24 protein-coding genes are annotated in these 23,373 nt (G+C 62.0%); 10 read left to right on the forward strand and 14 right to left on the reverse strand.

All coding sequences use genetic code 11. The features are described 5' to 3' along the window. Positions 1–10 precede the first annotated feature (10 nt). The 4 genes from LB555_RS14420 to LB555_RS14435 are packed head-to-tail and all read right to left on the reverse strand — an operon-like array spanning position 11 to position 3,927. Complete coding sequence (locus LB555_RS14420; RefSeq protein WP_015316458.1) at positions 11–1,501, reverse strand: aldehyde dehydrogenase; 1,491 nt, start codon at positions 1,499–1,501, stop codon at positions 11–13. A 20-nt stretch (positions 1,502–1,521) separates the two neighbouring features. Continuing rightward, complete coding sequence (locus tag LB555_RS14425) at positions 1,522–2,196, reverse strand: DUF1028 domain-containing protein (protein WP_224683130.1); 675 nt, start codon at positions 2,194–2,196, stop codon at positions 1,522–1,524. A gap of 5 nt (positions 2,197–2,201) precedes the next feature. Continuing rightward, positions 2,202–2,618, reverse strand: coding sequence for a RidA family protein (locus LB555_RS14430; protein ID WP_015316456.1), 417 nt, complete (start codon positions 2,616–2,618; stop codon positions 2,202–2,204). Positions 2,619–2,652: 34 nt separating this feature from the next. Continuing rightward, positions 2,653–3,927 (reverse strand): flavin-containing monooxygenase, encoded by a 1,275-nt coding sequence (locus LB555_RS14435; protein WP_224683259.1) that lies wholly within the window; start codon positions 3,925–3,927, stop codon positions 2,653–2,655. A 383-nt stretch (positions 3,928–4,310) separates the two neighbouring features. Between LB555_RS14435 and LB555_RS14440 the strand changes: the two genes are divergently transcribed. Continuing rightward, positions 4,311–5,930, forward strand: a complete 1,620-nt coding sequence (locus tag LB555_RS14440) for a GMC family oxidoreductase (RefSeq protein WP_224683131.1) — start codon at positions 4,311–4,313, stop codon at positions 5,928–5,930. A gap of 89 nt (positions 5,931–6,019) precedes the next feature. Here LB555_RS14440 and LB555_RS14445 read toward each other — a convergent pair whose 3' ends face one another. From LB555_RS14445 to LB555_RS14455, 3 genes are all read right to left on the reverse strand, one after another. Further along, positions 6,020–6,778 carry an ABC transporter ATP-binding protein gene (locus LB555_RS14445; protein WP_167331150.1) on the reverse strand — a complete coding sequence of 253 codons (759 nt, stop codon included), beginning with the start codon at positions 6,776–6,778 and terminating at the stop codon, positions 6,020–6,022. Between the two features lie 122 nt (positions 6,779–6,900). Next, positions 6,901–7,704, reverse strand: coding sequence for an ABC transporter permease (locus LB555_RS14450; RefSeq protein ID WP_140614610.1), 804 nt, complete (start codon positions 7,702–7,704; stop codon positions 6,901–6,903). A gap of 95 nt (positions 7,705–7,799) precedes the next feature. Beyond that, the gene (locus LB555_RS14455; RefSeq protein ID WP_140715593.1) at positions 7,800–8,783 is read right to left on the reverse strand and encodes an ABC transporter substrate-binding protein; all 984 of its coding nucleotides are present in this window, start codon (positions 8,781–8,783) and stop codon (positions 7,800–7,802) included. 273 nt (positions 8,784–9,056) lie between these two features. Here LB555_RS14455 and LB555_RS29305 point away from each other — a divergent pair, with 273 nt between their 5' ends. From LB555_RS29305 to LB555_RS14475, 4 genes are all read left to right on the forward strand, one after another. Then, positions 9,057–9,611, forward strand: coding sequence for a GFA family protein (locus LB555_RS29305; protein ID WP_083882986.1), 555 nt, complete (start codon positions 9,057–9,059; stop codon positions 9,609–9,611). 49 nt (positions 9,612–9,660) lie between these two features. After that, positions 9,661–10,077 carry an HD domain-containing protein gene (locus tag LB555_RS14465; RefSeq protein ID WP_015316448.1) on the forward strand — a complete coding sequence of 139 codons (417 nt, stop codon included), beginning with the start codon at positions 9,661–9,663 and terminating at the stop codon, positions 10,075–10,077. Between the two features lie 158 nt (positions 10,078–10,235). Next, positions 10,236–10,583, forward strand: a complete 348-nt coding sequence (locus LB555_RS14470; RefSeq protein WP_224531261.1) for a hypothetical protein — start codon at positions 10,236–10,238, stop codon at positions 10,581–10,583. Positions 10,584–11,029: 446 nt separating this feature from the next. Next, entirely contained in the window at positions 11,030–11,749 is a 720-nt protein-coding gene (locus LB555_RS14475) for a Crp/Fnr family transcriptional regulator (RefSeq protein WP_140790257.1), read from the forward strand. Positions 11,750–11,986: 237 nt separating this feature from the next. Here the strand turns inward: LB555_RS14475 and LB555_RS14480 are convergent, their stop codons facing one another. The 4 genes from LB555_RS14480 to LB555_RS14495 all read right to left on the reverse strand — a co-directional run bounded on the left by LB555_RS14480 (position 11,987) and on the right by LB555_RS14495 (position 15,394). After that, positions 11,987–12,250, reverse strand: a complete 264-nt coding sequence (locus LB555_RS14480; RefSeq protein ID WP_041163723.1) for a DUF6894 family protein — start codon at positions 12,248–12,250, stop codon at positions 11,987–11,989. Between the two features lie 152 nt (positions 12,251–12,402). Next, entirely contained in the window at positions 12,403–13,749 is a 1,347-nt protein-coding gene (locus tag LB555_RS14485; protein WP_224683132.1) for a PQQ-dependent sugar dehydrogenase, read from the reverse strand. Beyond that, complete coding sequence (locus tag LB555_RS14490) at positions 13,746–14,177, reverse strand: DUF2231 domain-containing protein (protein WP_224683133.1); 432 nt, start codon at positions 14,175–14,177, stop codon at positions 13,746–13,748. Before LB555_RS14490 ends, LB555_RS14485 begins: the two co-directional genes overlap by 4 nt. 467 nt (positions 14,178–14,644) lie before the next feature. After that, positions 14,645–15,394 (reverse strand): Crp/Fnr family transcriptional regulator, encoded by a 750-nt coding sequence (locus LB555_RS14495; RefSeq protein ID WP_015316441.1) that lies wholly within the window; start codon positions 15,392–15,394, stop codon positions 14,645–14,647. A gap of 602 nt (positions 15,395–15,996) precedes the next feature. Here LB555_RS14495 and LB555_RS14500 point away from each other — a divergent pair. The 4 genes from LB555_RS14500 to LB555_RS14515 all read left to right on the forward strand — a co-directional run bounded on the left by LB555_RS14500 (position 15,997) and on the right by LB555_RS14515 (position 19,350). Then, positions 15,997–17,088, forward strand: a complete 1,092-nt coding sequence (locus tag LB555_RS14500) for a flavodoxin family protein (protein WP_140614613.1) — start codon at positions 15,997–15,999, stop codon at positions 17,086–17,088. Continuing rightward, a complete protein-coding gene (locus tag LB555_RS14505; protein WP_041163351.1) occupies positions 17,088–17,942 on the forward strand; it encodes an alpha/beta fold hydrolase in 855 nt (284 codons plus the stop codon). The genes LB555_RS14500 and LB555_RS14505 overlap by 1 nt, the downstream gene beginning before the upstream one ends. A 207-nt stretch (positions 17,943–18,149) precedes the next feature. Continuing rightward, positions 18,150–18,845, forward strand: a complete 696-nt coding sequence (locus LB555_RS14510; RefSeq protein WP_224683134.1) for a LysE family translocator — start codon at positions 18,150–18,152, stop codon at positions 18,843–18,845. A 28-nt stretch (positions 18,846–18,873) separates the two neighbouring features. Continuing rightward, positions 18,874–19,350, forward strand: coding sequence for a GNAT family N-acetyltransferase (locus LB555_RS14515; RefSeq protein WP_141906372.1), 477 nt, complete (start codon positions 18,874–18,876; stop codon positions 19,348–19,350). A 171-nt stretch (positions 19,351–19,521) separates the two neighbouring features. On the opposite strand, the gene LB555_RS14520 is transcribed toward LB555_RS14515, so the two are convergent. From LB555_RS14520 to LB555_RS14530, 3 genes are read right to left on the reverse strand one after another with little or no spacing between them, the layout of a single operon-like run. Then, positions 19,522–20,361 carry a hypothetical protein gene (locus tag LB555_RS14520; RefSeq protein ID WP_224683135.1) on the reverse strand — a complete coding sequence of 280 codons (840 nt, stop codon included), beginning with the start codon at positions 20,359–20,361 and terminating at the stop codon, positions 19,522–19,524. Continuing rightward, entirely contained in the window at positions 20,358–20,750 is a 393-nt protein-coding gene (locus tag LB555_RS14525) for a phage holin family protein (RefSeq protein ID WP_224683136.1), read from the reverse strand. The genes LB555_RS14520 and LB555_RS14525 overlap by 4 nt, the downstream gene beginning before the upstream one ends. Then, entirely contained in the window at positions 20,747–21,358 is a 612-nt protein-coding gene (locus LB555_RS14530; RefSeq protein ID WP_224683137.1) for a hypothetical protein, read from the reverse strand. Before LB555_RS14530 ends, LB555_RS14525 begins: the two co-directional genes overlap by 4 nt. Before the next feature lie 555 nt (positions 21,359–21,913). On the opposite strand from LB555_RS14530, the gene LB555_RS14535 reads away from it, so the two are divergent. Beyond that, entirely contained in the window at positions 21,914–23,347 is a 1,434-nt protein-coding gene (locus LB555_RS14535) for a M20/M25/M40 family metallo-hydrolase (RefSeq protein WP_224683138.1), read from the forward strand. Positions 23,348–23,373 lie beyond the last annotated feature (26 nt).

Raw genomic sequence — 23,373 nt, forward strand, 5'->3', positions numbered from 1 at the left:
CGGCCGCTTCTCAATATTTTATCCAGGTAGTCTTCAGCGCGGTGTACTTGTCGAGCGCGTGCAGCGACAGGTCGCGCCCGAAGCCGGACTGCTTGAAACCGCCGAAGGGAGTCATCGGGCTCAGCGCGTCGACGGTGTTCACGGAAACCGTGCCGACGCGCAGCCCTTCCGCGAGACGATGCGCCCGCGACAGGCTGTCGGTCCACAGAGATGCGGCCAGGCCGTAGACGCTGTCGTTGGCGATGCGAAGCGCCTCGTCTTCGGTGTCGAAGGCGATCACCGACAGGACCGGACCGAATATCTCGTCGCGCGCAAGCGGGTCGTCGGGCGAGACGTCGTCGAAGATCGTGGGCTGCACAAAACTGCCGCGCCCGTCGACGGTAACCCGGTCGCCGCCGGTCACCAGCCGTGCCGACTTCTTGCCGCCATCGACGAAACGCATGACGGTCGCCGCGTGGCGCGCGTCCACCATCGCACCCATCCTGGATGCAGGGTCGAGCGGATCGCCGGGCTGGGTCGCCGTCGCGCGCTGCGCCAGTTTCTCGACGAGCGTATCCTTGATGCCGCGCTCCACCAGAAGCCGGGAGTTGGCCGAGCATACCTGTCCCTGGTTGAAGAAGATGCTGAAGGCGGCCATGTCGGCTGCCGCGTCCAGATCACCGCAATCGGCGAACACCAGATTGGGGCTCTTGCCACCGGTCTCCAGCCAGACCTGCTTCATGTTCGACTGGCCGGAATATTGCAGGAACATCTTGCCGACGGCGGTCGATCCGGTGAAGGCAAGGCAATCCACGTCCATATGACGGCCAAGCGCCTGGCCGGCCGTCTCGCCGAGGCCGGGCACCACATTGAGCACGCCGGCGGGCAGCCCTGCCTCCATGGCAAGCTCGGCCAGCCTGAGCGCCGAGAAAGGCGACTGCTCGGCGGGTTTGAGCACCACCGAATTGCCCGCAGCCAGCGCGGGCGCGCATTTCCAGGTCGCCATATCGAGCGGAAAGTTCCACGGCACGACGGCGCCCACGACCCCGAGCGGCTCGCGCCGTACCAAAGCAAGGTCGCCTCGGGCCGTCGGCGCCACCTCGTCATAGACCTTGTCTATCGCTTCGCCATACCACTGGAAGATCGCCGCCGACCCCGGCACGTCGACGGTCGCTGCGTCCTTGACCAGCTTGCCCATATCAAGAGATTCCAGCAGCGCGAGCTCCTGCAGGTTCTCGCGCAGCAATTCCGCCAGCCGCAGCAGCACCCGTTTGCGATGCTGAGGGGTCGCTCTCGACCAGACGCCGGCCTCAAAACTGCGGCGTGCCGCGGCGACGGCAAGGTCGATGTCCTCTTCGCCGCAGGAAGCCACCTCAGCGAGCGTTGCTCCGGTGGCCGGATTGATGCTGGTAAATGTTCTGCCGGAACGCGCGGGCATTGCCTTGCCATCGATGAACGCCCTGTCGCGAAAACGGATAGCCGAGGCTTTGCTGATCCAATCCTTATGACTGAGTTCGCTCATGCTGGCTCCAGATTGTCGAACTACTCATCACCGGGAACGCCGTAGCTTGGCGCACCGGACGGGTTGAGGGCGCGCGTGACATAAGCATCGAGCTGGGGCTTATAGATGTCCCACAGCATTGCCAGCTGCTCGACCGGACACCCTTCGGTCCAGTCGCAACGCAGGTCGGCGACCGGCCATGACACATCGCGTACCAGTTTCATGCCGGCGGAACGGACAGGCCCCGCCTCGCCGCCGGCCTCGAGCGCGGCTCGCATGGTGGCAATCAGCCGGTCCCCGAGATCGCCCTCGGAGGCGAGAAAGGCGTCCACCATGGCTTGCGGAACCCTATCGCTGGCAAGCAGGTTGCCGCCGCAGGCGACGTCCTCGCCGCGTGCCTCGCTCCAGATGCCAAGCGCTTTCGGTCCCGAATGGATCGCGCTGCCGCCGGCCTTGTCGACCGCCAGGACCTGCCGGTATTCGCTGAAAGCAGCCGTGCGCTTCAGGATCACGACGGCTTCGGCGGCGGAGGCGCCTCGCGCCATCAGCTCCAGCGCCCGTGGCCCGAGCGTCGGGTCCGTGACATTCTGGCTGGCAACGGCGCCGACGCCGGCCTGTGCATAGGCGCAGCGAGCCGCGACTGCGGGGGATGACGAGGATACCGCCACTCCGAACATGCCGGTGCGCCGGCACCGTGCGACGATGGAGAAGGTCATGGCGCTCAGTCCGGAATTACGGCCGTGCCGTCGATCTCGACCAGCCATTCCGGCCTTGCCAGGGCCGACACGACAAGGCCGGTCGAAACTGGATAGACGCCCTTGATGTATTCGCCCATCGTTCGGTAGACGGCTTCGCGATGGCGGACATCGGTGATGTAGACCACCACTTTCACCAGATGCTCCATGGTGCCGCCGCATTCCTCGATGAGCTGCTTGATATTCTGCATCACCTTGTGGGTCTGCTCGACCGGATCGTGGCTGGCGATATTCTTGGCGGTGTCGAGATCCTGCGGGCACTGCCCGCGCAGATAGATCGTCCGGCCACCCCGTGTGACGACTGCCTGGCACAGATCATTGTCGAGCTTCTGCTCGGGATAAGTGTCCTTCGTATTGAAGGTACGAATTCGGGTATGCTTCATCTTGATCTCCATCAGGTCGGGCTTGCGGCGGCGGTCAGGCGTCCACGGTCTCGCGCTTAGCGGCGGCGTGATAAGCGAGATATTTGCGCTGCGTCGAAATACGGTCGGCCACGTGCTTGGCATCGTGCCATACGCCCCAGATGAAGCTGGAACCCCTTCGCGACTGCCAGGGGAGGCCCAGGAAATAGATCCCTGGCTCGGTCGAGACGCCGCGCTGGTGCCTCGGCCGGCCCTGCTCGTCAAAGGCATCGACCTTCAGCCAGCTGTAATCGACGGCAAAGCCCGTCGCCCAGATGATCGAACTTATCCCGGCTTCGGTCAGATCGAGCTCGAGGATCGGATTGGTCACGCAGTCCGGGTCAGGGCCGATCCGGCGGGCAGCGGGTTCTTCGGGAAGGTCGAGACCGTTGCGCGCGACATAGGCGTCGGCCTCGTCCAGCAATGCCATCAGATTGGCATCACCGCGGGCAATGTTTTTGGCAAGATCGGGCGCGAAGGTCATGGCGCCGTCCTGGTACGCCCTCGTCATGCCGACGAGCGTAAGCCCCTGCGCCGCCAGACGGCGAAAATCGATCGTTTCTCCGCCCCGCGCGCCGCTCACCGCGATCGTGACATGCTCCGTGCCGGGTCCTGGAGTTTCGAGGTCCCATTTGCCGAGAACGCCCAGCCACCAGCAGAAGTCGCGGCCGCGATAGGCGCGCGGCGGGCGGTCGTGCGCGCCTACCGAGAGATAGACGCGTTTGCCAGCACGCTGGAGTTCGTCCGCAATCTGGACGCCCGAGGATCCCGCGCCGACCACCAGCACCGCGCCTTTCGGCAACTGCGCGGGATTGCGGTAGGCGCTGGAGTGGATTTGCAGGATGCCGGCATCGGCAGGAACGACGGGCGGGATGACCGGGACCTGGAAAGGGCCGGTCGCCGCGACAACGCTGTTGGCCTCGATCACGCCATCGGACGTCTCGACACGGAATCCGGGCCGCCCTATGTTTCTTTGCACAAGCCTGACCTCGACGCCGCAGCGGACCGGCGCATTGATCTGCTTTGCGTAAGCGACAAAATAGTCGGCGACCTCTTCCTTGGAGGGAAAGCCATCGGGGCCTGTCACAGGAAATTCCATGCCCGGGAAGCGGTCGTGCCAGGCCGGGCCATTGGCAACCAGGGAGTCCCACCGCTGCGAGCGCCAGCGCTCGGCGATGCGGCCGCGTTCGAGAACGAGATGCGGCACCCCGCATTTGCTCAGGTGCTCGCTCATGGCCACCCCAGCCTGGCCGCCACCAACGACAAGCGTGTCTATCGTCTCAACCGACATGCCCAGTCCTTTTCTGACCATCCGACAGCTCCCGCCGCACGCGATGAAACCGATTTCCGCCGGCCGGCAAACGCAGCCCCCGGAGATCAATTTCTCCGTGTTCCGGACAGGCCGTGCGCCATCCGGTCGCCTCCCCATTGGCGCTCACAAGTAGCAGCACGTGCCGGTTGGCGCCCATAACGAATCTCCGAAGTCACGCGTAACCATTTCCGAATTTCTCGTGCCGATGGACGCATCTACAGTTTCAGCGGCCGGATCCGCAGCGCCGCATGAGCTGGCCGCGAAGCCGGGCACGTGTCGGCACCGAATTGTTGCGGAACAGGATGCAGCCTCGCAGCGGCCCGTTCGGCAATGCCACGAGCCGGCATTCTCGAGGGGCTGGCATGAAGACTGAGAGCTATGATTACATTGTCGTCGGCGCGGGTTCGGCCGGATGCGTGGTGGCCAATCGGCTGAGCGCCGATCCGTCGGTCAGGGTGTGCCTGGTAGAGGCAGGCGGCAGCGACAACAGCCTGCGGGTAAGGATTCCGGCGGGCATTCTGTCGCTCTATGGCAACCCGAACTACGACTATTGTTTCGTCGGCGTGCCGCAGCCCCATCTCAACAACCGCCGCATTCCGGTCAATCGGGGCAAGGCGCTGGGCGGATCGAGTTCGATCAACTCGATGGTCTATATTCGCGGTGCCGCGCAGGACTATGACGAGTGGGCCGGGCTCGGCTGCACCGGCTGGGCTTACAGCGACGTGCTGCCGGTGTTCAGGAAGCTGGAGCGCAACCTGATCGCCCAGGACCCACGCTATCACGGCACGGACGGCGAGCTCATGGTCGACAATCCGCGCGATCCGAACGTGCTTTCCGCCATGTTCGTCCTGGCCGGGAAAAATGCCGGCCTGCCCGCCAACGACGACTTCAACGCCGAGAGCCAGTTCGGTCTCGGCATCTACAACGTCACCCAGAACCGGGGCCATCGCTTCAGCAGCTTTACCGCCTTCATGCGTCCGGTGCTCAATCGCGGGAACCTGACGCTGCTCAGTGCATGCGAGGTGGTCGACCTTGTCATCGCCGAAGGGCGCGCCACCGGCCTGCGGGTGCGCCACGACGGCGAGCAAAAAATACTCGCGGCTGGCCGCGAGATCGTGCTCTGTGCCGGGGCCATCAACTCGCCCAAGATCCTGATGGCATCCGGCATCGGCCCCGCGGACGAGCTGCGGCAGATCGGCATCACGCCGATTCTCGATCTACCAGGTGTCGGCAAGAACCTGCAGGACCATGTCGACGGCATGATCACCGTGCGCTCCAGGAGCATCAGGACGCTCGGCCTGTCGTTTGCCAACCTGCCCCGCATCGCGGCAGCGCCTTTCCAGTATTTCGCGCGCCGAAAGGGAATCCTCACGACCAACTATGTCGAGGCCGGCGGCTTTGCGAAGACTCGGCATGCGAACGGCCTGCCCGACATTCAGTTCCACTTCGTGCCGGGCTATCGCAGCCATCGCGGCAGGCTCATCGAATATGGCCACGGCTACGCCGTTCACACCTGCGTTCTCAGGCCTAAAAGCGTTGGCGAGATCAAATTGTCACGGGACAGTTCTCGCCGTGACGTTCTCATCGACCACCGCTTCTTCGCGGACGAGGACGACGCCATAGTGCTTGTCGAAGGCATCAAGATCGCGCGCAGGATTCTCGCCGCGCCGGAGTTCGATAACATTCGTGGCAAGGAGATGCTTCCCGGCAAGGATGTTCGAAGCGACGACGAGATCCTGGCCTATCTGCGCGCCGAAGCTCTGACCGTCTACCACCCTGTCGGAACCTGCAAGATGGGGACGGACGCGATGGCGGTCGTTAATCCGGCGACGCTGAAAGTGCGAGGCGTGGACGGTCTCCGGGTCGCCGATGCGTCAGTCATGCCGAAGCTGATCGGCGGCAACACGAACGCGCCAAGCATGATGATCGGACAGAAGTGCTCGGAGATGATCCTGGGCTCGGCGTATCGCGGCGAAAGGTAACGATCCGCTCCGCCTTTCAACATTGTCGGCAGTTCAGCGTTGGCAACGCCGACCTGCCGACGACCGTTTGTGTTTCCTCGAGATTGCTCTCAATGATCCTCATCGATCTCGTCGTGCAAGAGGCCGAGGATGCGGCGCTTGAGGGCGATGAACTCGGGTTCGAGGATCACATCCATCGAACGCGGCCTTGGGATGTCGACCTTGATCTCCGCCTTGATCTTGCCGGGCCGGGCCGTCATCACCAGGACGCGATCGCCCAGGACCAGCGCCTCGTCTATATCGTGAGTAACGAACAGCACCGTCTTTTGCTGCCGCTCCCAGACGCGCAAAAGCAGTTTCTGCATGGTGCCGCGCGTCTGGCTGTCGAGGGCGCCGAAGGGCTCATCCATCAACAGAACGGCCGGATCGTTGGCAAGGGCGCGCGCGATCGCCACGCGCTGCTTCATGCCGCCGGAAAGCTGGGCGGGGTAGTGGTCGGCAAACGGCGCGAGGCCGACTTCGTCGAGATACTGGTCGACGATCTGCTTGCGCCGCCCCGCCGGCAGGCCTTTGCGCTTGGGTCCATACTCGATGTTGGCGCGCACGGTGAGCCAGGGAAACAAGGTGTAGCTCTGGAACACCATGCCTCTGTCTGGACCCGGTTCGATCACTTCCCTGCCATCGACCTTGATGCTGCCTGAAGTCGCGTCGTTGAGGCCGGCCGCAAGGTAGAGCAGGCTCGATTTGCCGCATCCCGAGGGGCCGACGATGACGCAGAATTCGTTCTTGGCCACCTTCAGCGACACATCGTCCAGCGCCAGCACGCCGTTGGCGTCGCCGTAACGCAATGTCACGTCCTCAACGGCCATCGTCGTGCCGGTCGAGCGCGGATCGCCGGTCGTCGCGGCCGTGCCGGCCAGATCGTTCGCCTTTATGGTCTCGCTCATTGCTACCCTTGATCCGACTGCGGTTTGCGAGCTTGCGTTCAAAATCAGGATGCCCATGGCGCGACCCTGGCCCGGATGATGCGGAACGCCGTGTCGGTGATAAGGCCCAGAAGCCCGATCGCGGCGATTGCCATGAAGATCACATCGACCTGGAAGCCTCGCATCGCCTTCAGGCTGATATAGCCGAGGCCGCTCGACGCGGCGACGAGTTCGGCCACGACCAGATAGGTCCAGGCCCAGCCCATGGTGACGCGAAGCGTGTCGAGGATGGCTGGAAGCGCGGCCGGGAAAATGACGTGCCACACCGCTTCGCTGCGCTTGGTGCCCAAAGTGTAGGAGGCGTTGACCAGGTCCCTGGAGACGCTGCGCGCACAGTCCGAAATCATCACGAGCTGCTGGAAGAAGGTGCCGAAGAAGATGACCGCTATGCGCTGTTCGATACCGATGCCGATCCAAAGGATGAACAGGGGCACGAAGGAGGTCACAGGCAGGTAGCGGATGAAGTTGACCAAGGGCTCCAGCGGCGCCTGCACCACCCGATAGGTCCCCATCCACAGCCCCAGCGGCACCGAGATCAGCGAGGAGACGATGAAGCCCAGGATCACCACCTTGGCGCTGGTGAAAGTGTGGTAAAAAAGGCTGCCGTCCTGGGACATGCGATAGGTCGTCTGCAGCACGGTTCCGGGCGTCGGCAGGAACATGTTCGGCACGACGCGGCCATAGGACAGCAGCGCCCAGCCGCCGATCACGGCCACCCACATCGCCAGCGCGAGTGTCGTTGCCGTGCTGGCGGGAATGTTGGCGAATGGGGTCGTCAGGCGTGTCCACGCCGTCCGCCTCTGTGCCATGGCATGGCCTCCGTTGATTTTCTGAAGCGAGAAGGCTCCGGCCCGTCGGGAAACCGGGGTCGGCCCAAGCGGACCGACCCCGGTTTCTCGAAGGCTCATTGTTCCCTGATGAAGTCGGTATCGAGGATGGTTTTCGCGTCGATCGTCATCTTGAGCTTGCCGGCCTTGCCCCAGATGTCCTGCGCGAAATTCACCAGCTCGGACGCCTCGCTCTTTTCCGGCATACCGAAGAATTCCAGGTTGCGATCGCGATCGTAATAGCGCACGCCCTTGGCACCGGCGGCGAAATCCTCGGGCTTTTCGAGATAGCCGCCAATGCCCTTGGCCATGATCTCATAGGCCTTTTCCGGATTGGTCTTGATGTATTCAACCGCTTTGTAATAGCCCTTGACGAGGGCCTTTACGTCCTCGGGATGTTTTTCGATCAGATCGCATTTGAGGGCGATCACGTCGACGATCAAGCCAGGGGTGGTCGTGGAATCGATCAACACCTTTCCCTTGCCACCCTTGCGGACCTCGGTGAGGTGCGGCTCCCACGTCACGGCGGCGGGAACCTGGCCGGCGATGAAGGCGGTCGCCGCGTCATCGGCGGTCATGTTGGTAATGGTAACGTCGTCCTCGGTCATGCCTTCCTTTTTCAGGAGCACGTTGAACCAGAATTCGGAAACGGAGCCCTCGTTCAAGGCCACCTGCTGGCCCTTCAGATCCTTGAGCGACTTGATGTCGGGCTGCGTGACGACGCCATCACCGCCGTGGCTGTCGTCGAGCGCAAGGACGTATTTGAAGCAGAGATCGTCCGAGCGGTACTTCATCAGCTCGTCTACGGTGGAGGCGGCGCCATCGAGATCGCCGCCGGCGACCGCAGCCATGTAAAGCGCTGATTCTTCTATGACCTTCAGGTCGACGTCGACGCCGGCCTCCTTGAAGTAACCGAGGTCGCGGGCAAGAAACAGCGGCCCGTAACCTACCCAGGTCGTCATGCCGAGACGGATGGCGCCCGCATTGGCGGGAGCTGCAAGCCCCAGGCCCAGCAGGCCTGCGCCGACCGCGCCCATCAGGCAGTTTCGAAATGTCTTCATTGTCGTGGTTCCCCTATGGCTGTTGCCGGCATCGGCCTCATTCTCGCGGCCTATGCCGGTTGCGTTTCGGCAGCCGCTCTTGTTTGGGCGTCGCCTCCCAGCGAGCCTTGCGTGTTCTAAGGTTTGCAACAGAGCATCCGGGCCGGATCGCAAAAAGAAGTCTTTTTCTGCCCATTGCTTCGTCGAAACCGAAGCGGCTCGATAGCCGATCGGCGGCCTGGCTCTGGACCTGGCTGGCCATTTTCCGCAGGGTCGCCGACAGAAGCGGCCTCAATGCCACGGCGCTCGAAAAGACGAGAGCCCCGTGCGCGAACCCCTCCTGCGGGGCATAGGAACCGACGAGGGCGGCCGACGTTTTCGCCAGATGAACGAAGCTGCCCGCACGAGATTGGAGAGCCTGCCGAAACGCAGGCTCATCGGACTGGAGCCAAGGTGGAACTGAACGGCGGATGTCTTTGCGGCCGGATTCGCTTCAACGTCACAAGCGAACCGAGAGTGCACTATTGCCATTGCGATATGTGCCGGCGCGCGACCGGCAGTGCATTTGCGGTCCTGGCGTGGGTGCCTTCGCCAGACCTGACCTGGATCGACGCCACTCCCGCCTATCGCCGATCTTCGCCAATCGCCCAAAGGGGGTTCTGTCCCGCCTGCGGATCACCGCTCAGCCTTGCCTATGACGTCTCGCCGGGGGAAATCGCGCTGCATGTCGGCACATTCGACGATCCAGCGCGGCTGGAGCCTCGCTACAATTACGGATCAGGGCAGCGGCTTGGCTGGGTCTGCTGCGGCGTGGACTTGCCGCACCGCGAAACCGAGGAACGCTGGTAGCGCCTGAAGGCGATGCGGCTCGCTGGCCGAAAGGACGGAGATCGATGTGATGAGTATTTTCTATCGGGCGGCCAAGATTGCGGAGCAGGCGCATGCATCGCAGCATGACAAGACAGGAGGCCCCTATATCGATCATTGCCGTCGAGTGGTCGACGCCGTCGAAACGATAGATCAGAAAGTCGTCGCCTATCTGCACGACGTCCTGGAAAAAAGCGAAGGCTGGAGCAGGGCCAAGCTCGAAGAGGCGGGCTTTGGACCGACGATTGCCGCCGCGGTCGACGCCATGACACGCAGAGAAGGCGAGGACTATTTCGCATTCGTACGCCGGGCCGCCTCGAACCCATTGGCGCTGCCGGTAAAACGGGCGGATCTGGCCGACAATATCTGGCAATCAAAGCAGATCGGAGCATCCACGGCCAAGTATGAAGAAGCATTGCGCATTCTTGACGACGAGTTCACCAAGTGAGTGCCGGGATGCTGGCGGCAATCGCGTCCTGGCATGCGACAAGCGCCACTGGACGATGCCTGTAGTCGCGCGATGCCAAAATACATGGATTACGGGAACCAACCCGTTTGGTAATTTTCGTACCAACGTTTTTAGTGACACGCTGGGTGGGTGGTTTTATGAATCCGATGATCGATCCGCGTCCGGCATGCCCTCTGATGCGCAATGCCTGGCTGCCTTCGGATCGCTTCGAGACCAAGGTGACGCCCATGCGGGAATTGCCGAAAGACATTGACGCCGATGTGGTGATCGAAATCAGCAGATTGCTGGACGACAGCGCGCTTTTCGTGCCTGTCCGCGTTCATGAACTCACAGCAAGGGTAAGGCAGAAAGTGAAGACGGGATTGCCGGATCGTTCGATCGAAGAGTTGATCGTGGAAATGGCTTCCTTGCGTCGGTTGGCCATGGCCTTTGAACTGCCCGGATCGGAAAATGTGGTGCAAATTCCACAGCGACTCCTACGCTGACCGCATCAAGGTCACGCGCTCCACCCGGCGGTCAGGACAAGCGATGCCTCGAACACCTGGGCGCCCGCCTCATTGCGCACTTTGCCGGTATGTTGACCAGGTCGCGATCCGGCATTTCATCGCGAGCGACTTCCTGCGAAATGCGAATGGCTTCTGCCCTCGCCTGTTCTCGCGATTCAAATGGCTGCCGTCGTCGTTGGGTGCGGGGCCATGACCGTTATAGAGATCGAAATGACACCGTTTCATTTTCGGGGCAGCCTTGGACACCTCTAGCGTGCTAATAGCTAGCGACACTGGTGGTTCCCGCTCCGGCGCTTGCGCCAGAATACGCGCAGGCTGCCGATGATAGGGTCCGCCATCTTCCGAAGGCCTAAGGTCCGGCTGCTATCCTTGCGTCCAGGACATCTGGCGATCGGCGTTTCAACCCCGATCGCCTTGAGGCCATGATGTTAGAGTCCCTCTATCTGCAACTCGGCCAGCACGACACTCTTTCGGACGTCGAGAAGGTCTTGCTGGCCGAAACGGTTGTTTTCGGACGCGAGTTCGAAAAGGGGCAAGATGTGGTCAAAGCGGGGTCCCGGCCAACCTATAGCACCATGCTGCTGGATGGCCTGGCGGCACGCTACAAGGTGCTCGAGGACGGCGGCCGGCAGTTCACGTCCTTGCAGGTGCCCGGCGACTTCGTCGATCTCCACGCCTTTTTGCTCAAGACCATGGATCACGGTATCGTCGCGCTGTCGCCTTGCCGGGTGATGTACGCGGACCACAACAAGCTGAAAGCCATTACGGAACAGGCCCCTCACCTGACCCGACTGTTGTGGCTCGATACGCTGGTCGATGGGGCCATACATCGCGAATGGATCGTGGCAATGGGCCGCCGCTCCAGGACCTCGCATCTGGCCCATCTCATCTGCGAACTGTTCGTACGTCTGCAGGCGGTGAAACGCACCAGCGGCATGAGTTTCCATCTACCGTTGTCACAGACTGAAATGGCCGACGTGCTTGGGTTGTCGGTCGTGCACATGAACCGGGTGATCGGAGGCTTGAAGAAGATCAAGGTAATCACCTGGACGAACCATATGGTCACCATTTTGGACTGGGACCAGCTTGCCAGGCTTGCCGAGTTCGACCCTACCTATCTGAGCATCAACAACGAACCGAGATGAGCAGCCTTAAACTCAGTTATGAGGCGGATTGCTCCACCACAACTCAAGCGGCCCGCGTTACGAGCGGGCCTTGTCATTCCCTACGGGTGGATAGCGCCTGATTTGGCGGAAAGCCGGTCCAGCAGCTTGCGCGATTCCTCGATTACGCGCCGCGTGTCTTCAATATTCGAGCGAAGATCGGCAATCTGTGCCGCCGCCCTCCGTTGATATAGGCGCGCACTTTCATTGAGGAAGTAGTCAGGTTCCCACGGGTCCATCGCGATCAGGTCCGTTGCGCACCAGTTCGAACGTTACCTTCACCATAACGAGGGGTTTGCTAGCACCAGCACGGACATGCAGGGCAACCTCTCGGAAATTGCCTTCAGGCATCTGGTCCTTTGCTATTTCGAGCAACGCCTTTGCCGCCTCATCCTCAGCTGCCTCCAAGCTCGGAAGCTCGGTTCCTTCAGTGTCCGGGAAGGAGGTTCCGTTGTCGACTAGATCAAAATAATAGCGCGCCATCATCGCTAACAAGGCGGCGCGACCTTTGTTCCTCTCGACTTATCGCGAGTGCCGGGTAACGCATGCTTTGAATCCTCAGTATAGGTTACGCCGCCGATAACAGCGTGAGGATCAGTTTCACTACCGGGCTTCCTGCGCATACAATCCGATAACTACCGAGCTGCGGTCACGCGCCAGACGGTGTTTCCGACATCGTCCGCAATCAACAGCGCGCCCGCCTTGTCGACGGCAACGCCCACAGGCCGCCCATGTGCCTTGTTGTCATTGTCAAGGAAACCGGTGACGACGTCCTGAGGCTTACCGTCAGGATGACCTCCATTGAACGGTATGAAAACGACCTTATAGCCGTTGAAGCGCTTGCGGTTCCAACTGCCATGTTCGCCGACAAAGGCGCCATTGCGATAGGATTCGGGCAGATTGGTGCCGGTGTAAAATGCCAGGCCCAGGGGCGCGACATGGGAACTCAGTGCATAATCCGGAGGGATGGCCTTGGCGACCAGGTCCGGCCGCCGCGGCATCACCCGCGGATCGACATGCTGGCCATAGTAGCTGTAGGGCCAGCCATAAAACGCGCCGTCCTTGACCGAAGTCATGTAGTCGGGAACCAGATTGGGGCCGAGTTCGTCGCGCTCGTTGATGACGGCCCACAGCGCTCCGCTCTGCGGCTCCCAGCTCAAGCCGTTGGGATTGCGCAGCCCGCCTGCGAAAATGCGCGAACGGCCTGTCGCCCTGTCGACCTCCCAGATCGCGGCGCGATCCTTTTCCGCCTGGATGCCGTTCTCGGTGATGTTGCTGTTGGAGCCGACACCGACATAAAGCAGCAATCCGTCCGGACTGGCGACGAGAGACTTGGTCCAGTGATGATCGATCGGGCCGCCGGGCAGCGGCGTCAGCACGGTGCCTGGCGCGGTGATCTTGGTCTCGCCGGATGTGTAGGGATAACGCACGATCGCATCCGTGTTGGCGACGTAGAGATCGTTGCCGACCAGGGCTACGCCGAAGGGCGAATTGAGATGATCGAGGAAGACATCCTGCACGTCGGGCACGCCGTCGCCGTTCGTATCACGCAACAGCGTGATGCGGTTGCTTCCCTCGGTGCCGCCGCCCGACGTCGCCATGGACTCGATCCAGCCCATGATCAGGTCCTTCGGACGCTTGATCGCGGCGCCGGGCGGCGCCACGGACTCGACCACGAGAACGTCACCGTTCGGCAAGGTGTAGAGCGAGCGTGGATGCTTCAATCCCTTGGCGAATGCCTGGATCTGCAAACCCTTCGCGACCGTTGGTTTCTCGTCCTGCTTCCAGCCGACGACCGAAGCGACATGCATGGGCGGAACAAGATATTGCGTTGGTTCAGGCAGTGTCGGATTTGGCCCGACCTGGCCGCTTGGGTCTGGGTCGTCGTTGCTGCAGGCGGGCAATGCCAAAAGCGATCCGCACAACAGACCGAACCCAAGGGCACGCCGAATGTGTGTGTTCGAAACCTGCAGGGCGTTCATTCGAGCACCTCGACGCGGGTGCGGCCGGTGCTCCATTCCAGCAACCACACGAGAACCAAGACGATCACGGCCGCCGCCGAGAGGACGAGCCCTGTCGGCACGACCGACGTCCAGGCGTCACGGCTGTGCACCAGCGCGTTGAAGAACGACAGCACAAGCACCACCAGGCTGCCGAGCAGATAGGCTCCGTGCGTACGGAGAATTCGACGGGTGAAGAGATCGAAAAGCGCCGCAAGCACCGCAAGAGCGCCCATCACGAGGCCGGCAAACAGCAGCCATGCGGAAAAATCGGCCCACATCATCTCCGCCGTTCGCCAATAGGTGAGGTCGGTCAGCAGCGTGCCGATGAAACAGGCATTGGCGACCGCCATCGGTGTCCGATGGATCGGACGGCCGACGACCACCGGTATCGATCGCGAATTGGCCACGGATCTTCTCCGCCCCTGCTCCAGATGGCATCTGGGCTTCAAACAAACCTGAAGTTGAGATGTTCCGGGAACTGTTCGCGTTCAAGGACTTGTGATTGCCCTGACCAATGCCGATCGCTGTCGCCGGTGAATGGCGCGAAGCGCGGTGTGCTCCGGGAATTCAAGTTCGCAATGTCCGCAGCGCGAGTAACATTGCCTGGCAAGCGGTGGGACGCCAGTTCCATTCCGTGTGCGAGATGAGCAGGGCCCGTATCGCCTCCCGTCAGTGAGATTAGGTTCGGCTTCGTACGTTTCTTACCGAGCCTTGGCCCTTTATTGTCAGTCATTGGCAGATGACTAGATTAACCAGGCGGCATCCCCAAATCATGCCGCAGTGGCCGATGCGGGCTTAGGCAATGTGCCGTCATCGGCATCGTCGCGTCGGCCACTTCCGCGATCCTCGCCCTGCAATGCCGGCATGATGGCGGTCAGCTGGGCGGGCGGTCCTGTCTCGAAGGGTTCTTTGAACCGAGGTCCCCGACCAGCCGACGGTATTGCAGTTCGGGAGGGCCGTAAGATTCCCGTGCCAGCGCCACGAGACCTTTCCGATCCCGGATCGTGATTTCGCCGCGGCGGGCACGGATGTAGCCGTGGCTCTCGATTGTCTGAAGCCCCACTGTAACCCCGGGGCGCCTGACGCCCAGCATGACGGAAAGGAATTCGTGGGTTATCATAAGCCTGTCGCCGACGGTTCGGTCGCTGCACATCAGAAGCCATCTCGCCAGCCTGACCTCCAGGCTGTGCCGCGCGTTGATCGACGCCGTGTAGCTGGTCTGGACATGGAGGTACTGAACGTAGCGCAACAGGAACGGCCGCAAGGTAGGGCTCTCTTCCAAGGCTTCGACGAACGGCGCGGCGCTCATCCGTATCGCTTCGCTCGTCGACTGGATGTAGCAATCGAAGCTTGCCAGATCGTCGCCCATGATCAGCGCCGAACCGGTCATGCCTTCGAAGCCGATTATTCCCACCTCTGATTCAGCCGTTCCCGCAGTCTTGGCGACGACCGATGCGATGCCACTCTCCAGGAAATAGACAGCTTCGATCTTTTGGCCTTCGATCTCCAACGGCGAGCGCAACTCCAGAAAAACACTTTCGAGATGCGGCCGCAGCCGCTCGAAATCGGCCACGCTCATTCGGCGCAACAACTCGCTCTTGGCCTGCAGAATCTTGGGATCCACGAGACGCTCTCCACTTGGGCAAGAGCACTGGGATCTCTCGGCCGGCCGCGCCCCTCGAACGAGGGGACGGTGGCAAAACATAAACTGTCCCACCCGGCCAGCACTAGGCAGGCGGCCGCGTCGGTATGAAACCGACAATAGCTGCTGTGGACAAATCGCAAGTTTTGTCGACTATCCATCCTTCGCCAGAAGACGAGCTTCCCTGAGGATCGAAGAGCGATCGAACCCTACCAGCAACACTATGTCACGTATCTGCTGTTCCGTAGCGCCCGATTCCCGGGCAAGTGTACGAACGGCTTCGGGCGCCAGACCGGGGCGCTCAGGGTCTTTCGTCATGACATCCTAGCCTCACGCTGGGGCAGGAGTGCGATGGTCGCTCCCAAGCGTCAACGCCCGGATCGTGCTGCTGACGACCTCTTTGTGTACGCCTTCGTACCGAACTTGGCGAATCAATTCGAAACACGCTGGTTCGGGTGATTCCGGCGCGCCTTGTTTTGTACTCGCCCAAAAGTCATTGCAGATCATGGCTATGCGCGTTCGGAACGCCGCGCCTGTTTGCCGCGTTTGAGCTTGGATCGCTTTCCATGCAGAGGTGAAACCCCATGTTCGATTGGCTGAAGCGCGGCGCGCCAGAACCGCGCAAGGGCATGCCCAGCCCCCGCCTCGACGAACAGGCTTTCAAGCGTCGCTATGGCGAACAGTTCAATGATCCGGCGTTCGAGCCCCTGGCTGCCGACATCGAGCGAATAACGGAGGTCGCCTGGCAGGCCTACAGGGATTCCAGGAAAAGCCCGCGGACCCGAAAGGCGGGCCGTGGCTTCGCCGATCCCGATTACGATCTGGCGGTCGATTGGCTCGAGGCGAGACAAGCAATCGAGCGCGCAAAGCGCATGAACGAGCTGGGCAAACGACGCCGCGTCCTGATCGTGAACGGATCGCCGCGCAGCGAGCACACCTGCCCCGGCGAGATGTCCAAATCCTATCGTTTTGTCGAGATCGCCCGGAAGATCTTCAAGGCCGGCGGCGCGGAAGTCGAGATCCTGGATTTGTCCCGGCTGGCCGCCGAATACGGCCGCAAAATCTACCCTTGCAAGGCCTGCTTCTCCACCGCTGCCGCGCTTTGTCACTGGCCTTGCTCCTGCTATCCAAATCATTCGCTCGGCCAGACGCAGGACTGGATGAACGAGATCTATCCAATGTGGGTTGCCGCCCATGCGGTGATGATCATAACGCCTGTCCACTGGTATCAGGCCACCTCGCCGCTGAAGCTGATGATGGACCGTCTGGTATGCGCCGATGGCGGCAATCCCGATCCTAGTTCCACGCACGGCAAGGAGGCGCGGGAGGCGAAGGCGCTGGAACTCGAGGGATGGGATTATCCCCGGCACCTTGCCGGCCGGCTCTTCTCGGTAATCGTGCACGGCGATACCGAGGGAGCCGAAAACGTCCGGCGCTCTTTATCGGATTGGCTGAAATCGATCGAAATGGTCCCGGCGGGGCCGAAGGCCGAACTCGACCGCTACACCGGCTATTGGAAGCCATACGCTACAAGCCACAACGAGCTCGACGACGACATGGACCTGCAGGAAGAAGTCCGAAACGCGGCGCGTACGCTTCTGGCCGCGGCGGTCGCTCGGAAGGAGGGCACTTTCGTCGCCGCTGGACAGTCGCTGACCGATCCTCGGCAAAAATGATGTTCGACGGCTTTAGCCTGGAGATCGTCAAGCTTGCGGATGCGACATTGCGCGTGCGCCATGGTGGGGCTGGCCCACCAGTGTTGCTCCTGCATGGGCACCCGCGAACCCACACCACATGGCATCGCGTCGCGCCGATCCTGGCAAGACATCACACCGTCATTTGCCCGGACCTGCCGGGGTTCGGGCAATCGTCCGTCCCGGCCGATGCCTGGGAAAGCGCGGGATCTTCAAAGCGGGCAAAGGCCGGCATTTGCGTGGCTCTCATGCACAGGCTTGGTTTTGATCGTTTCGCCGTCGCCGGGCATGACCGTGGCGCCCTTACCGCGTTCAGGATGGCGATGGATCATCCTGCCAGTATTTCGCACCTTGTCGAAATCGATGGCATTCCGGTCCTTGAGCATCTGGAGCGTTGCGACAGCCGCTTCGCGACAGAGTGGTGGCATTGGTTCTTCTTTGCCCAGCCAGACAAGCCCGAGCGCGCCATCAATGTCGATCCGCAGGCCTGGTATGGCGGATCGGCCGAGGCGATGGGCAGAGAAAACTTCGAGGACTATCAGGCGGCGATCAGCAGTCCGCATGTCGTGCATGGCATGCTGGAAGACTACCGGGCCGGGCTCACGATCGATCGCCGGCACGATGCGGAGGATCGCGCCCGAGGGCTCCGGGTCGAATGCCCAACGCTTGTCCTGTGGTCGCTGCGCGACGATCTTGAACGGCTCTATGGTGATGTGCTGGCGATCTGGCGCCCATGGGCCCGGCACCTGCAGGGCCGAGGCATCGACAGCGGCCACCATGTCGCCGAAGAAGCACCGGACCTGTTGGCAAAGGCGATCCTGGACTTCCTTGCTTGAACAGCCGCTGCCGGATGACACGCAGCGTTCATTCCCCGGGAACAAATCTCCCTTTGGAAAATTGTGACGCCGAGAAAAATGCCGCATGCTCCGGGCCGGAAATATCGCCTTGCGACGGAGTTCTCATCGAGCAGGGGCTCGCCATACGGTCTGACAAGGCCGGCCAGACGGCGCCAGGGGCGATCGCGCCGGCAAGGATGTCGCCGCTTGCCGGGACAGGGGGCCACCATTGAACGCACCAATAGGCTTGGGCCAAGGAGGTGTAAGATCGATCCCAATCTGTGGTTCGCCTTTCTCGGCACCGTGATCCTGTTGCAGATGCCGCCTGGGCCCGACAGCATGCTGGTCATGGCACGTGGCATCGGGCAAGGCCGTGGCGTGGCGTTGTTCACGGTCGTGGGAATGACATTGGGCGCAGGCATGGTGCAACTGCCGCTGATCGCCCTGGGTGTCTCCTCGCTCTTGCGTGCATCGCCATTGGCATTTGACACGCTCCGTTGGGCTGGAGCAGCCTATCTGGTCTGGTTGGGCATAAGTTTGCTCTCGGACACGAAAAGCGATCTGGATCTCGATTGCGTCGAGCGCGTCGGGCCGCTCGCCGCGATGCGGGAAGGTATGATAGCCAACCTCATCAATCCTTGGCCCATGACCTTCATGATCGCCTTCCTGCCTCAGTTCGTCGATCCGAACCGTGGCTCTGTCTGGTTCCAGATGCTGATGCTCGGCGCGACCCAGAAATTGACTGGCGTCTTGGTCCTGGGGACCTATGCGGTTGCTTCTGGTGTGCTCGGCGAATGGGTCATGCGTCGACCCCGCGTGAGACTTTGGCAACAACGGATAGCGGGCTGCTTCATTGTCGGCCTTGGCATTCGAATGGCCGTGGGCGGCGGGGCCGGCAAGTGAAGCCAAAGTCTCCTCCGCAGATCCAACGATGACAAGATCGAAGCAGGTTTCAGACTGGGCATGTTCAGCGAGCCGCGCAGCACGGAAGCCGGATCTCCTGATCGAGTTGGTTGAAACCGGCGGGGATGCCAAGGCAGAAGCGGGCGCTGCGCTCTATCGCTACAATGTGGCCAAGTCCGGCGTCGCGGATCGAATGCCGATCGGCGCCATAGTGCGGGATGCCTCGGGAAAGGTCGTTGGGGGTTTGTGGGGCAGGACTGAGCTTGGACTGTTGTTCCTGGACATGTTTTTCGTGGCTGAGGATGTTCGAGGAAAGTCGTATGGCAGCCGGCTCCTTTCAGCCGTTGAAACAGAGGCAAGAAAGCGTGGCTGCGCCCGCGCCGTGGTCGAGACCAGCAGCTTCCAAGCACCTGGCTTCTATGTTCGCCACGGATACGAGGAATTTGGCAGGGTTGAATTTGGCATTCCTGGCGCGGCGCGCATCTTCCTGCGAAAAGAGCTCTGAAAATTGGCGCTACAACCCTTTGGCGAGCTGTTGTATCGAAGGCGGCGCTTCATTCGAAGCGCCCGATCGTGGTTGCTGAAGTGGCGGAGCCCCCACTGCCAATCGGGTTGAAGCTCCCGCCTTGCCTTGCAAGAATCGCGCACATCGTTACGGCGGCTCCAGCATCCTCACCTAGGATTTTTGTTCCGACGGGGGAGAGATCCGTTCCCGTAGGGACTGCTCCGTCGTGTCGGCCGCGGACTTGACGATTTCACCAATCTGGTCGGCCACCGTGCCTGCTTGTGTGTCCTGCCGTCCAGCTTCCTGCTTGATCGTCTCATAGGCGTCCGCGGCAACCTGCCTGGCCTGATCGAGGCCTTGCTCGAGCATGGTCTCCGAGGTGTTGCGAAGCTTCTCGCCATAGCCGCCCAGCTGCTCATCCTCCATTGCGGTATGGGGCAACATGGCGCCTATCGCGGCGCCGATGGCGAGACCGACCGCCGCAACGGCGAGGGGCTGATCGTTCAACAGCTCCTGTGCCGAGCGGCTGGCTTTCGCAGCCATGTCGCCAGCCGTCGATCCTGCGCTGGCGGCGTTGCTCGTCAGCCCTTCGGCGACGCCGCTTGCTGCGCCCGATATGGCTGCGCCAGCGCTGCTTGCGGCCGACGTGAGCGATTCAGCGGTTCCGGAGAGCGTGCTGCCCAAGCCGCCGCCCTCCGCCTCGTCACCCCCGCTGGGCGGGGTTGGCGCCGTATAGCCGGCCGGGCGACGGCTGCCGTTCGACGGACCGCTGCCCAGCATCAGCCAAGCCAGACCGGCGCCCACCATGGTCACGGGCAAGGGATTGTCCCTGACCTGCGTTCTCAGGTTGTTGAGCATTGCCGAACTCTCTCCTCCAGAGAAGATGCCGGTGAATTCGTCCAGCAATTGTCCCGGTGTCATTTTGCCTCGAATGGATTCGGCGGTCTCCACCACCCTGGCGCGCGCGGCCTCGGCCTCGCGTTCGAGTTCGGCTGCGGATTTCTCGGTCATCTCACTTGTTCCTTGATCACAGTCGCGTCGCGCCTGAGCTGTTCCTGGGTTCGGTCGGGAGTAAGTTCGGAAGGCGCCATGCTTGCCATGCCGGTGCGCAGCAGAATGACGCCAAGAATTGCCACCACCACGCCGACCAACAGGGAGGACCACCCGGCCCCCAGCCCTACCCGCGTCAATGCGATGACCAGTGCCTGAAGCAGCACGAGCAGAGCCGCGAGCAGGCAGATGGCCCCGCCCAGCACCTCGGCGGCGCCAGCTCCCGTCTTGGTAAACTTTTCAGAGAGCTCCGCCCGCAGAAGCCTGGCTTCGGTTTGCACCAGCGTGGTGACGTTTTGCGCCAAGTCGGTCACCAGGGTCGCGAGGCTGGGATTATCTTGAGTGTTCATCTGTCTTGCTCCCCATACTGCGTGGCCAGATCGTCAACACCGCCGCCGAATCCTTGCGCCCCATCGGCCGACCAACCAGCAGCTTCGCCGGTCTGCGAATTTGCACCACCCGAGGCACTTCGAGATGCTTCGGGGCTTCTGGGCGGGGAAGCCTTGATGAACCGACCCAGCGCCAATCCGGCCAGTACAGACCCGGCAAGCAGGACACCGGGGTTTTGCCGGCCGAAAGACTGCACATCCTCAAGCACCTGGCCAAACGGCTTTTGTTTCAACGAGGAGGAAAGCCGCTCCAGCCCGCCAGCGGCGTCCAGGGCAAATTTCGACGCGGTCCTTTCATCATTGTTGGCCAGATGCTCGCTGGCCGCGCGCAACGCGCCGCCCAACGCCGCCAAGCTCGATCCTATGTCGCGCTGCGCCTCCTCCGCCTTGTCCGAAATAACCTGCGTGGCTTCTGTCGCGTAGTCGCCAGCCTTGCGGGTCAGTCCGTCGCGAGCATCGTGAAGCAACTCGCTCGCACGCTCTTTTTCCCGGCCAAGCCTGTCGGAAACGTCGCTTGTCGCCTTGTCGAAATCAGTGGGTTTACGGTCCTGGCCGTCATTGCGTTGCATGGGTCACCTAGTGAAAACCGAGGAAGGAGAGGACCGCGAGCACGACAACGACGAGGCCGATAAGATAGATGACACCGTTCATGGCACGTTCCTCCTTGGCAGCCCAACTTCATGGACCCTGCGATGTTCCGTCGGCGAAGAGCTTTTTGCGATCCAAGAGCAATGCAGGAAGAACCGGTCCAGAGCGTCGCCAGTCCGTCATCGAGACGAGCTGCCCGGCCCGGGAGTTCCCCTCTGAGCACGAATACCTTCCAAGTGGATTCCACTGAGCCACCGCCGAAGTGTGCTTGAGAGAAATCGCTTGACCAGGATAGGATCCACCGTTCCCACCCGAATGGCAGGATCGCAATGACCCGCAACCCTATCGAGACGCTGTCCAGTCGCGCGCGGCGCTGGGCAATCGGGTTGACCAAGCAGAAGAGCATCACCGGCACGGACGGCGAGGCTGCCTTCGGCCCTTGGTTGGCAGCGGAACTCCGGAAGGAGACGGCATTTCAGAACGCGGAGGTCTGGACGATCGAGGTCGGACCTCAGGACGGCCGTCACTGCGTGGCAATGCTCCTGCGCGGCACTGGTCGCTCGACCGTGCTCTTGACCGGTCACTACGACACTGTCGGGACAAGCGACTACGGACAGTTGGAGCCTCTGGCCACTCGGCCCGACGGGCTGACAAAGGCGTTGCACGGTTCCCTCGTCGCCGCGAACGCTCCAGCCGCCATCCTGGCCCACCATGATTTCGCGAGCGGGGAATTCCTTGCCGGACGCGGCCTTCTTGACATGAAAGCGGGCCTTGCAGCGGGGCTGGCCGTATGCGCCGAATTTGCCGAAAGTGCAAAGCCGGCTGGAAATCTGCTTTTTATCGCCGTGCCGGACGAGGAGAACAATTCCGCCGGCGCCCGCAAGGCGGCACAGATGCTGCCTGAACTCTGTAAAGAGCGCGACCTCGATTTGGTCGCGGTGATCAATCTCGATGCGATCGCGGATGATGGCGACGGCAGCAAGGGTCGCGTCATCGCTCTGGGAACCGTCGGCAAGCTGCTTCCGGCCGCCTGCGTGGTTGGTGTTCCCACACATAGCGGCTTTCCCTTGAATGGCCTCAATGCCGGCGCGATCGCCGCGGCAATCGCCGCGCGGATCGAATGGGCGCCCGAGCTCACCGACATGTGCGGCACCGAACCCGGCACCCCGCCCAGCCTGCTCGGGATTCGGGACGGAAAGACGGGGTATGATGTCACGACACCGCGGACCGCCCATGCCACTTTCAATGTGCTGAGTTATCGCCGGGCGCCCAGTGAGGTGCTCGACCGGTTCGACAGCCTATGCGCCGAAGCGGCCTCGCGTCTTTTACAGGAGCTCCGGCGGCGCGTCTCCGCTCAGCACGAAACAGGTCTGCTGGAGATGGTGCAATCGATCCCGGTCCATCGGTATGAGACTCTGCTGGCGCGTCTCGAAGAACCGGAGCGGATGCGGCTCGAAGCTGTTTCCGCTTCGATCGCCGCCGGCGACCAGCCCCTGCCCGAGAAGTGCCGATTGATAACCGAGCAGGCCTGGGAACTCAGCCGCTTGGCCGGACCAGCCATCGTGACGGGCTTCGGATCCATTCCCTATCTGCCGACGAACCTTTCCGCGCAGCCGGCAGCCGCCAGGCTGCGAGCCGCTGCCGTCGAGGTGGCCGACGAGGCAGCGGCTCGCTATGGCAGCGCGGTCACCTGCGCGGACTACTTCGCCGGGATTTCGGACATGAGCTTCTTTGGCGAAGCGGCCGAATCCTCCCTCGACGTCGTCGCCCGCAACACGCCAGCCTGGAAAGACAGCGTGCGCTGGCCTGTCACGCGAGCCCTGGCCAACATACCGACAATCAACATCGGTCCGTGGGGACGCGATTATCACACGCCGCTGGAGCGATTGCATGTCGGCTATGCGTTCGACGTCCTGCCGCAGCTCATTCGCGATGTCTGCGCCAAGCTCCTTCGGCCCGACGCGGCCTGACAAGTACCAAAGCGGAAGCGGCCCCA

It is taken from the genome of Mesorhizobium sp. BR-1-1-10, assembly GCF_020165595.1.
Classification (GTDB): Bacteria; Pseudomonadota; Alphaproteobacteria; order Rhizobiales; family Rhizobiaceae; genus Mesorhizobium; species Mesorhizobium australicum.

Coding starts and splice junctions, on each gene's coding strand:
- LB555_RS14420 (WP_015316458.1), bottom strand. CDS start 1,501: ATGAGCGAACTCAGTCATAAGGATTGGATCAGCAAAGCCTCGGCTATC.
- LB555_RS14425 (WP_224683130.1), bottom strand. CDS start 2,196: ATGACCTTCTCCATCGTCGCACGGTGCCGGCGCACCGGCATGTTCGGA.
- LB555_RS14430 (WP_015316456.1), bottom strand. CDS start 2,618: ATGAAGCATACCCGAATTCGTACCTTCAATACGAAGGACACTTATCCC.
- LB555_RS14435 (WP_224683259.1), bottom strand. CDS start 3,927: ATGTCGGTTGAGACGATAGACACGCTTGTCGTTGGTGGCGGCCAGGCT.
- LB555_RS14440 (WP_224683131.1), top strand. CDS start 4,311: ATGAAGACTGAGAGCTATGATTACATTGTCGTCGGCGCGGGTTCGGCC.
- LB555_RS14445 (WP_167331150.1), bottom strand. CDS start 6,778: ATGGCCGTTGAGGACGTGACATTGCGTTACGGCGACGCCAACGGCGTG.
- LB555_RS14450 (WP_140614610.1), bottom strand. CDS start 7,704: ATGGCACAGAGGCGGACGGCGTGGACACGCCTGACGACCCCATTCGCC.
- LB555_RS14455 (WP_140715593.1), bottom strand. CDS start 8,783: ATGAAGACATTTCGAAACTGCCTGATGGGCGCGGTCGGCGCAGGCCTG.
- LB555_RS29305 (WP_083882986.1), top strand. CDS start 9,057: ATGCCACGGCGCTCGAAAAGACGAGAGCCCCGTGCGCGAACCCCTCCT.
- LB555_RS14465 (WP_015316448.1), top strand. CDS start 9,661: ATGAGTATTTTCTATCGGGCGGCCAAGATTGCGGAGCAGGCGCATGCA.
- LB555_RS14470 (WP_224531261.1), top strand. CDS start 10,236: ATGAATCCGATGATCGATCCGCGTCCGGCATGCCCTCTGATGCGCAAT.
- LB555_RS14475 (WP_140790257.1), top strand. CDS start 11,030: ATGTTAGAGTCCCTCTATCTGCAACTCGGCCAGCACGACACTCTTTCG.
- LB555_RS14480 (WP_041163723.1), bottom strand. CDS start 12,250: ATGGCGCGCTATTATTTTGATCTAGTCGACAACGGAACCTCCTTCCCG.
- LB555_RS14485 (WP_224683132.1), bottom strand. CDS start 13,749: ATGAACGCCCTGCAGGTTTCGAACACACACATTCGGCGTGCCCTTGGG.
- LB555_RS14500 (WP_140614613.1), top strand. CDS start 15,997: ATGTTCGATTGGCTGAAGCGCGGCGCGCCAGAACCGCGCAAGGGCATG.
- LB555_RS14505 (WP_041163351.1), top strand. CDS start 17,088: ATGTTCGACGGCTTTAGCCTGGAGATCGTCAAGCTTGCGGATGCGACA.
- LB555_RS14515 (WP_141906372.1), top strand. CDS start 18,874: ATGACAAGATCGAAGCAGGTTTCAGACTGGGCATGTTCAGCGAGCCGC.
- LB555_RS14520 (WP_224683135.1), bottom strand. CDS start 20,361: ATGACCGAGAAATCCGCAGCCGAACTCGAACGCGAGGCCGAGGCCGCG.
- LB555_RS14525 (WP_224683136.1), bottom strand. CDS start 20,750: ATGAACACTCAAGATAATCCCAGCCTCGCGACCCTGGTGACCGACTTG.
- LB555_RS14530 (WP_224683137.1), bottom strand. CDS start 21,358: ATGCAACGCAATGACGGCCAGGACCGTAAACCCACTGATTTCGACAAG.
- LB555_RS14535 (WP_224683138.1), top strand. CDS start 21,914: ATGCTCCTGCGCGGCACTGGTCGCTCGACCGTGCTCTTGACCGGTCAC.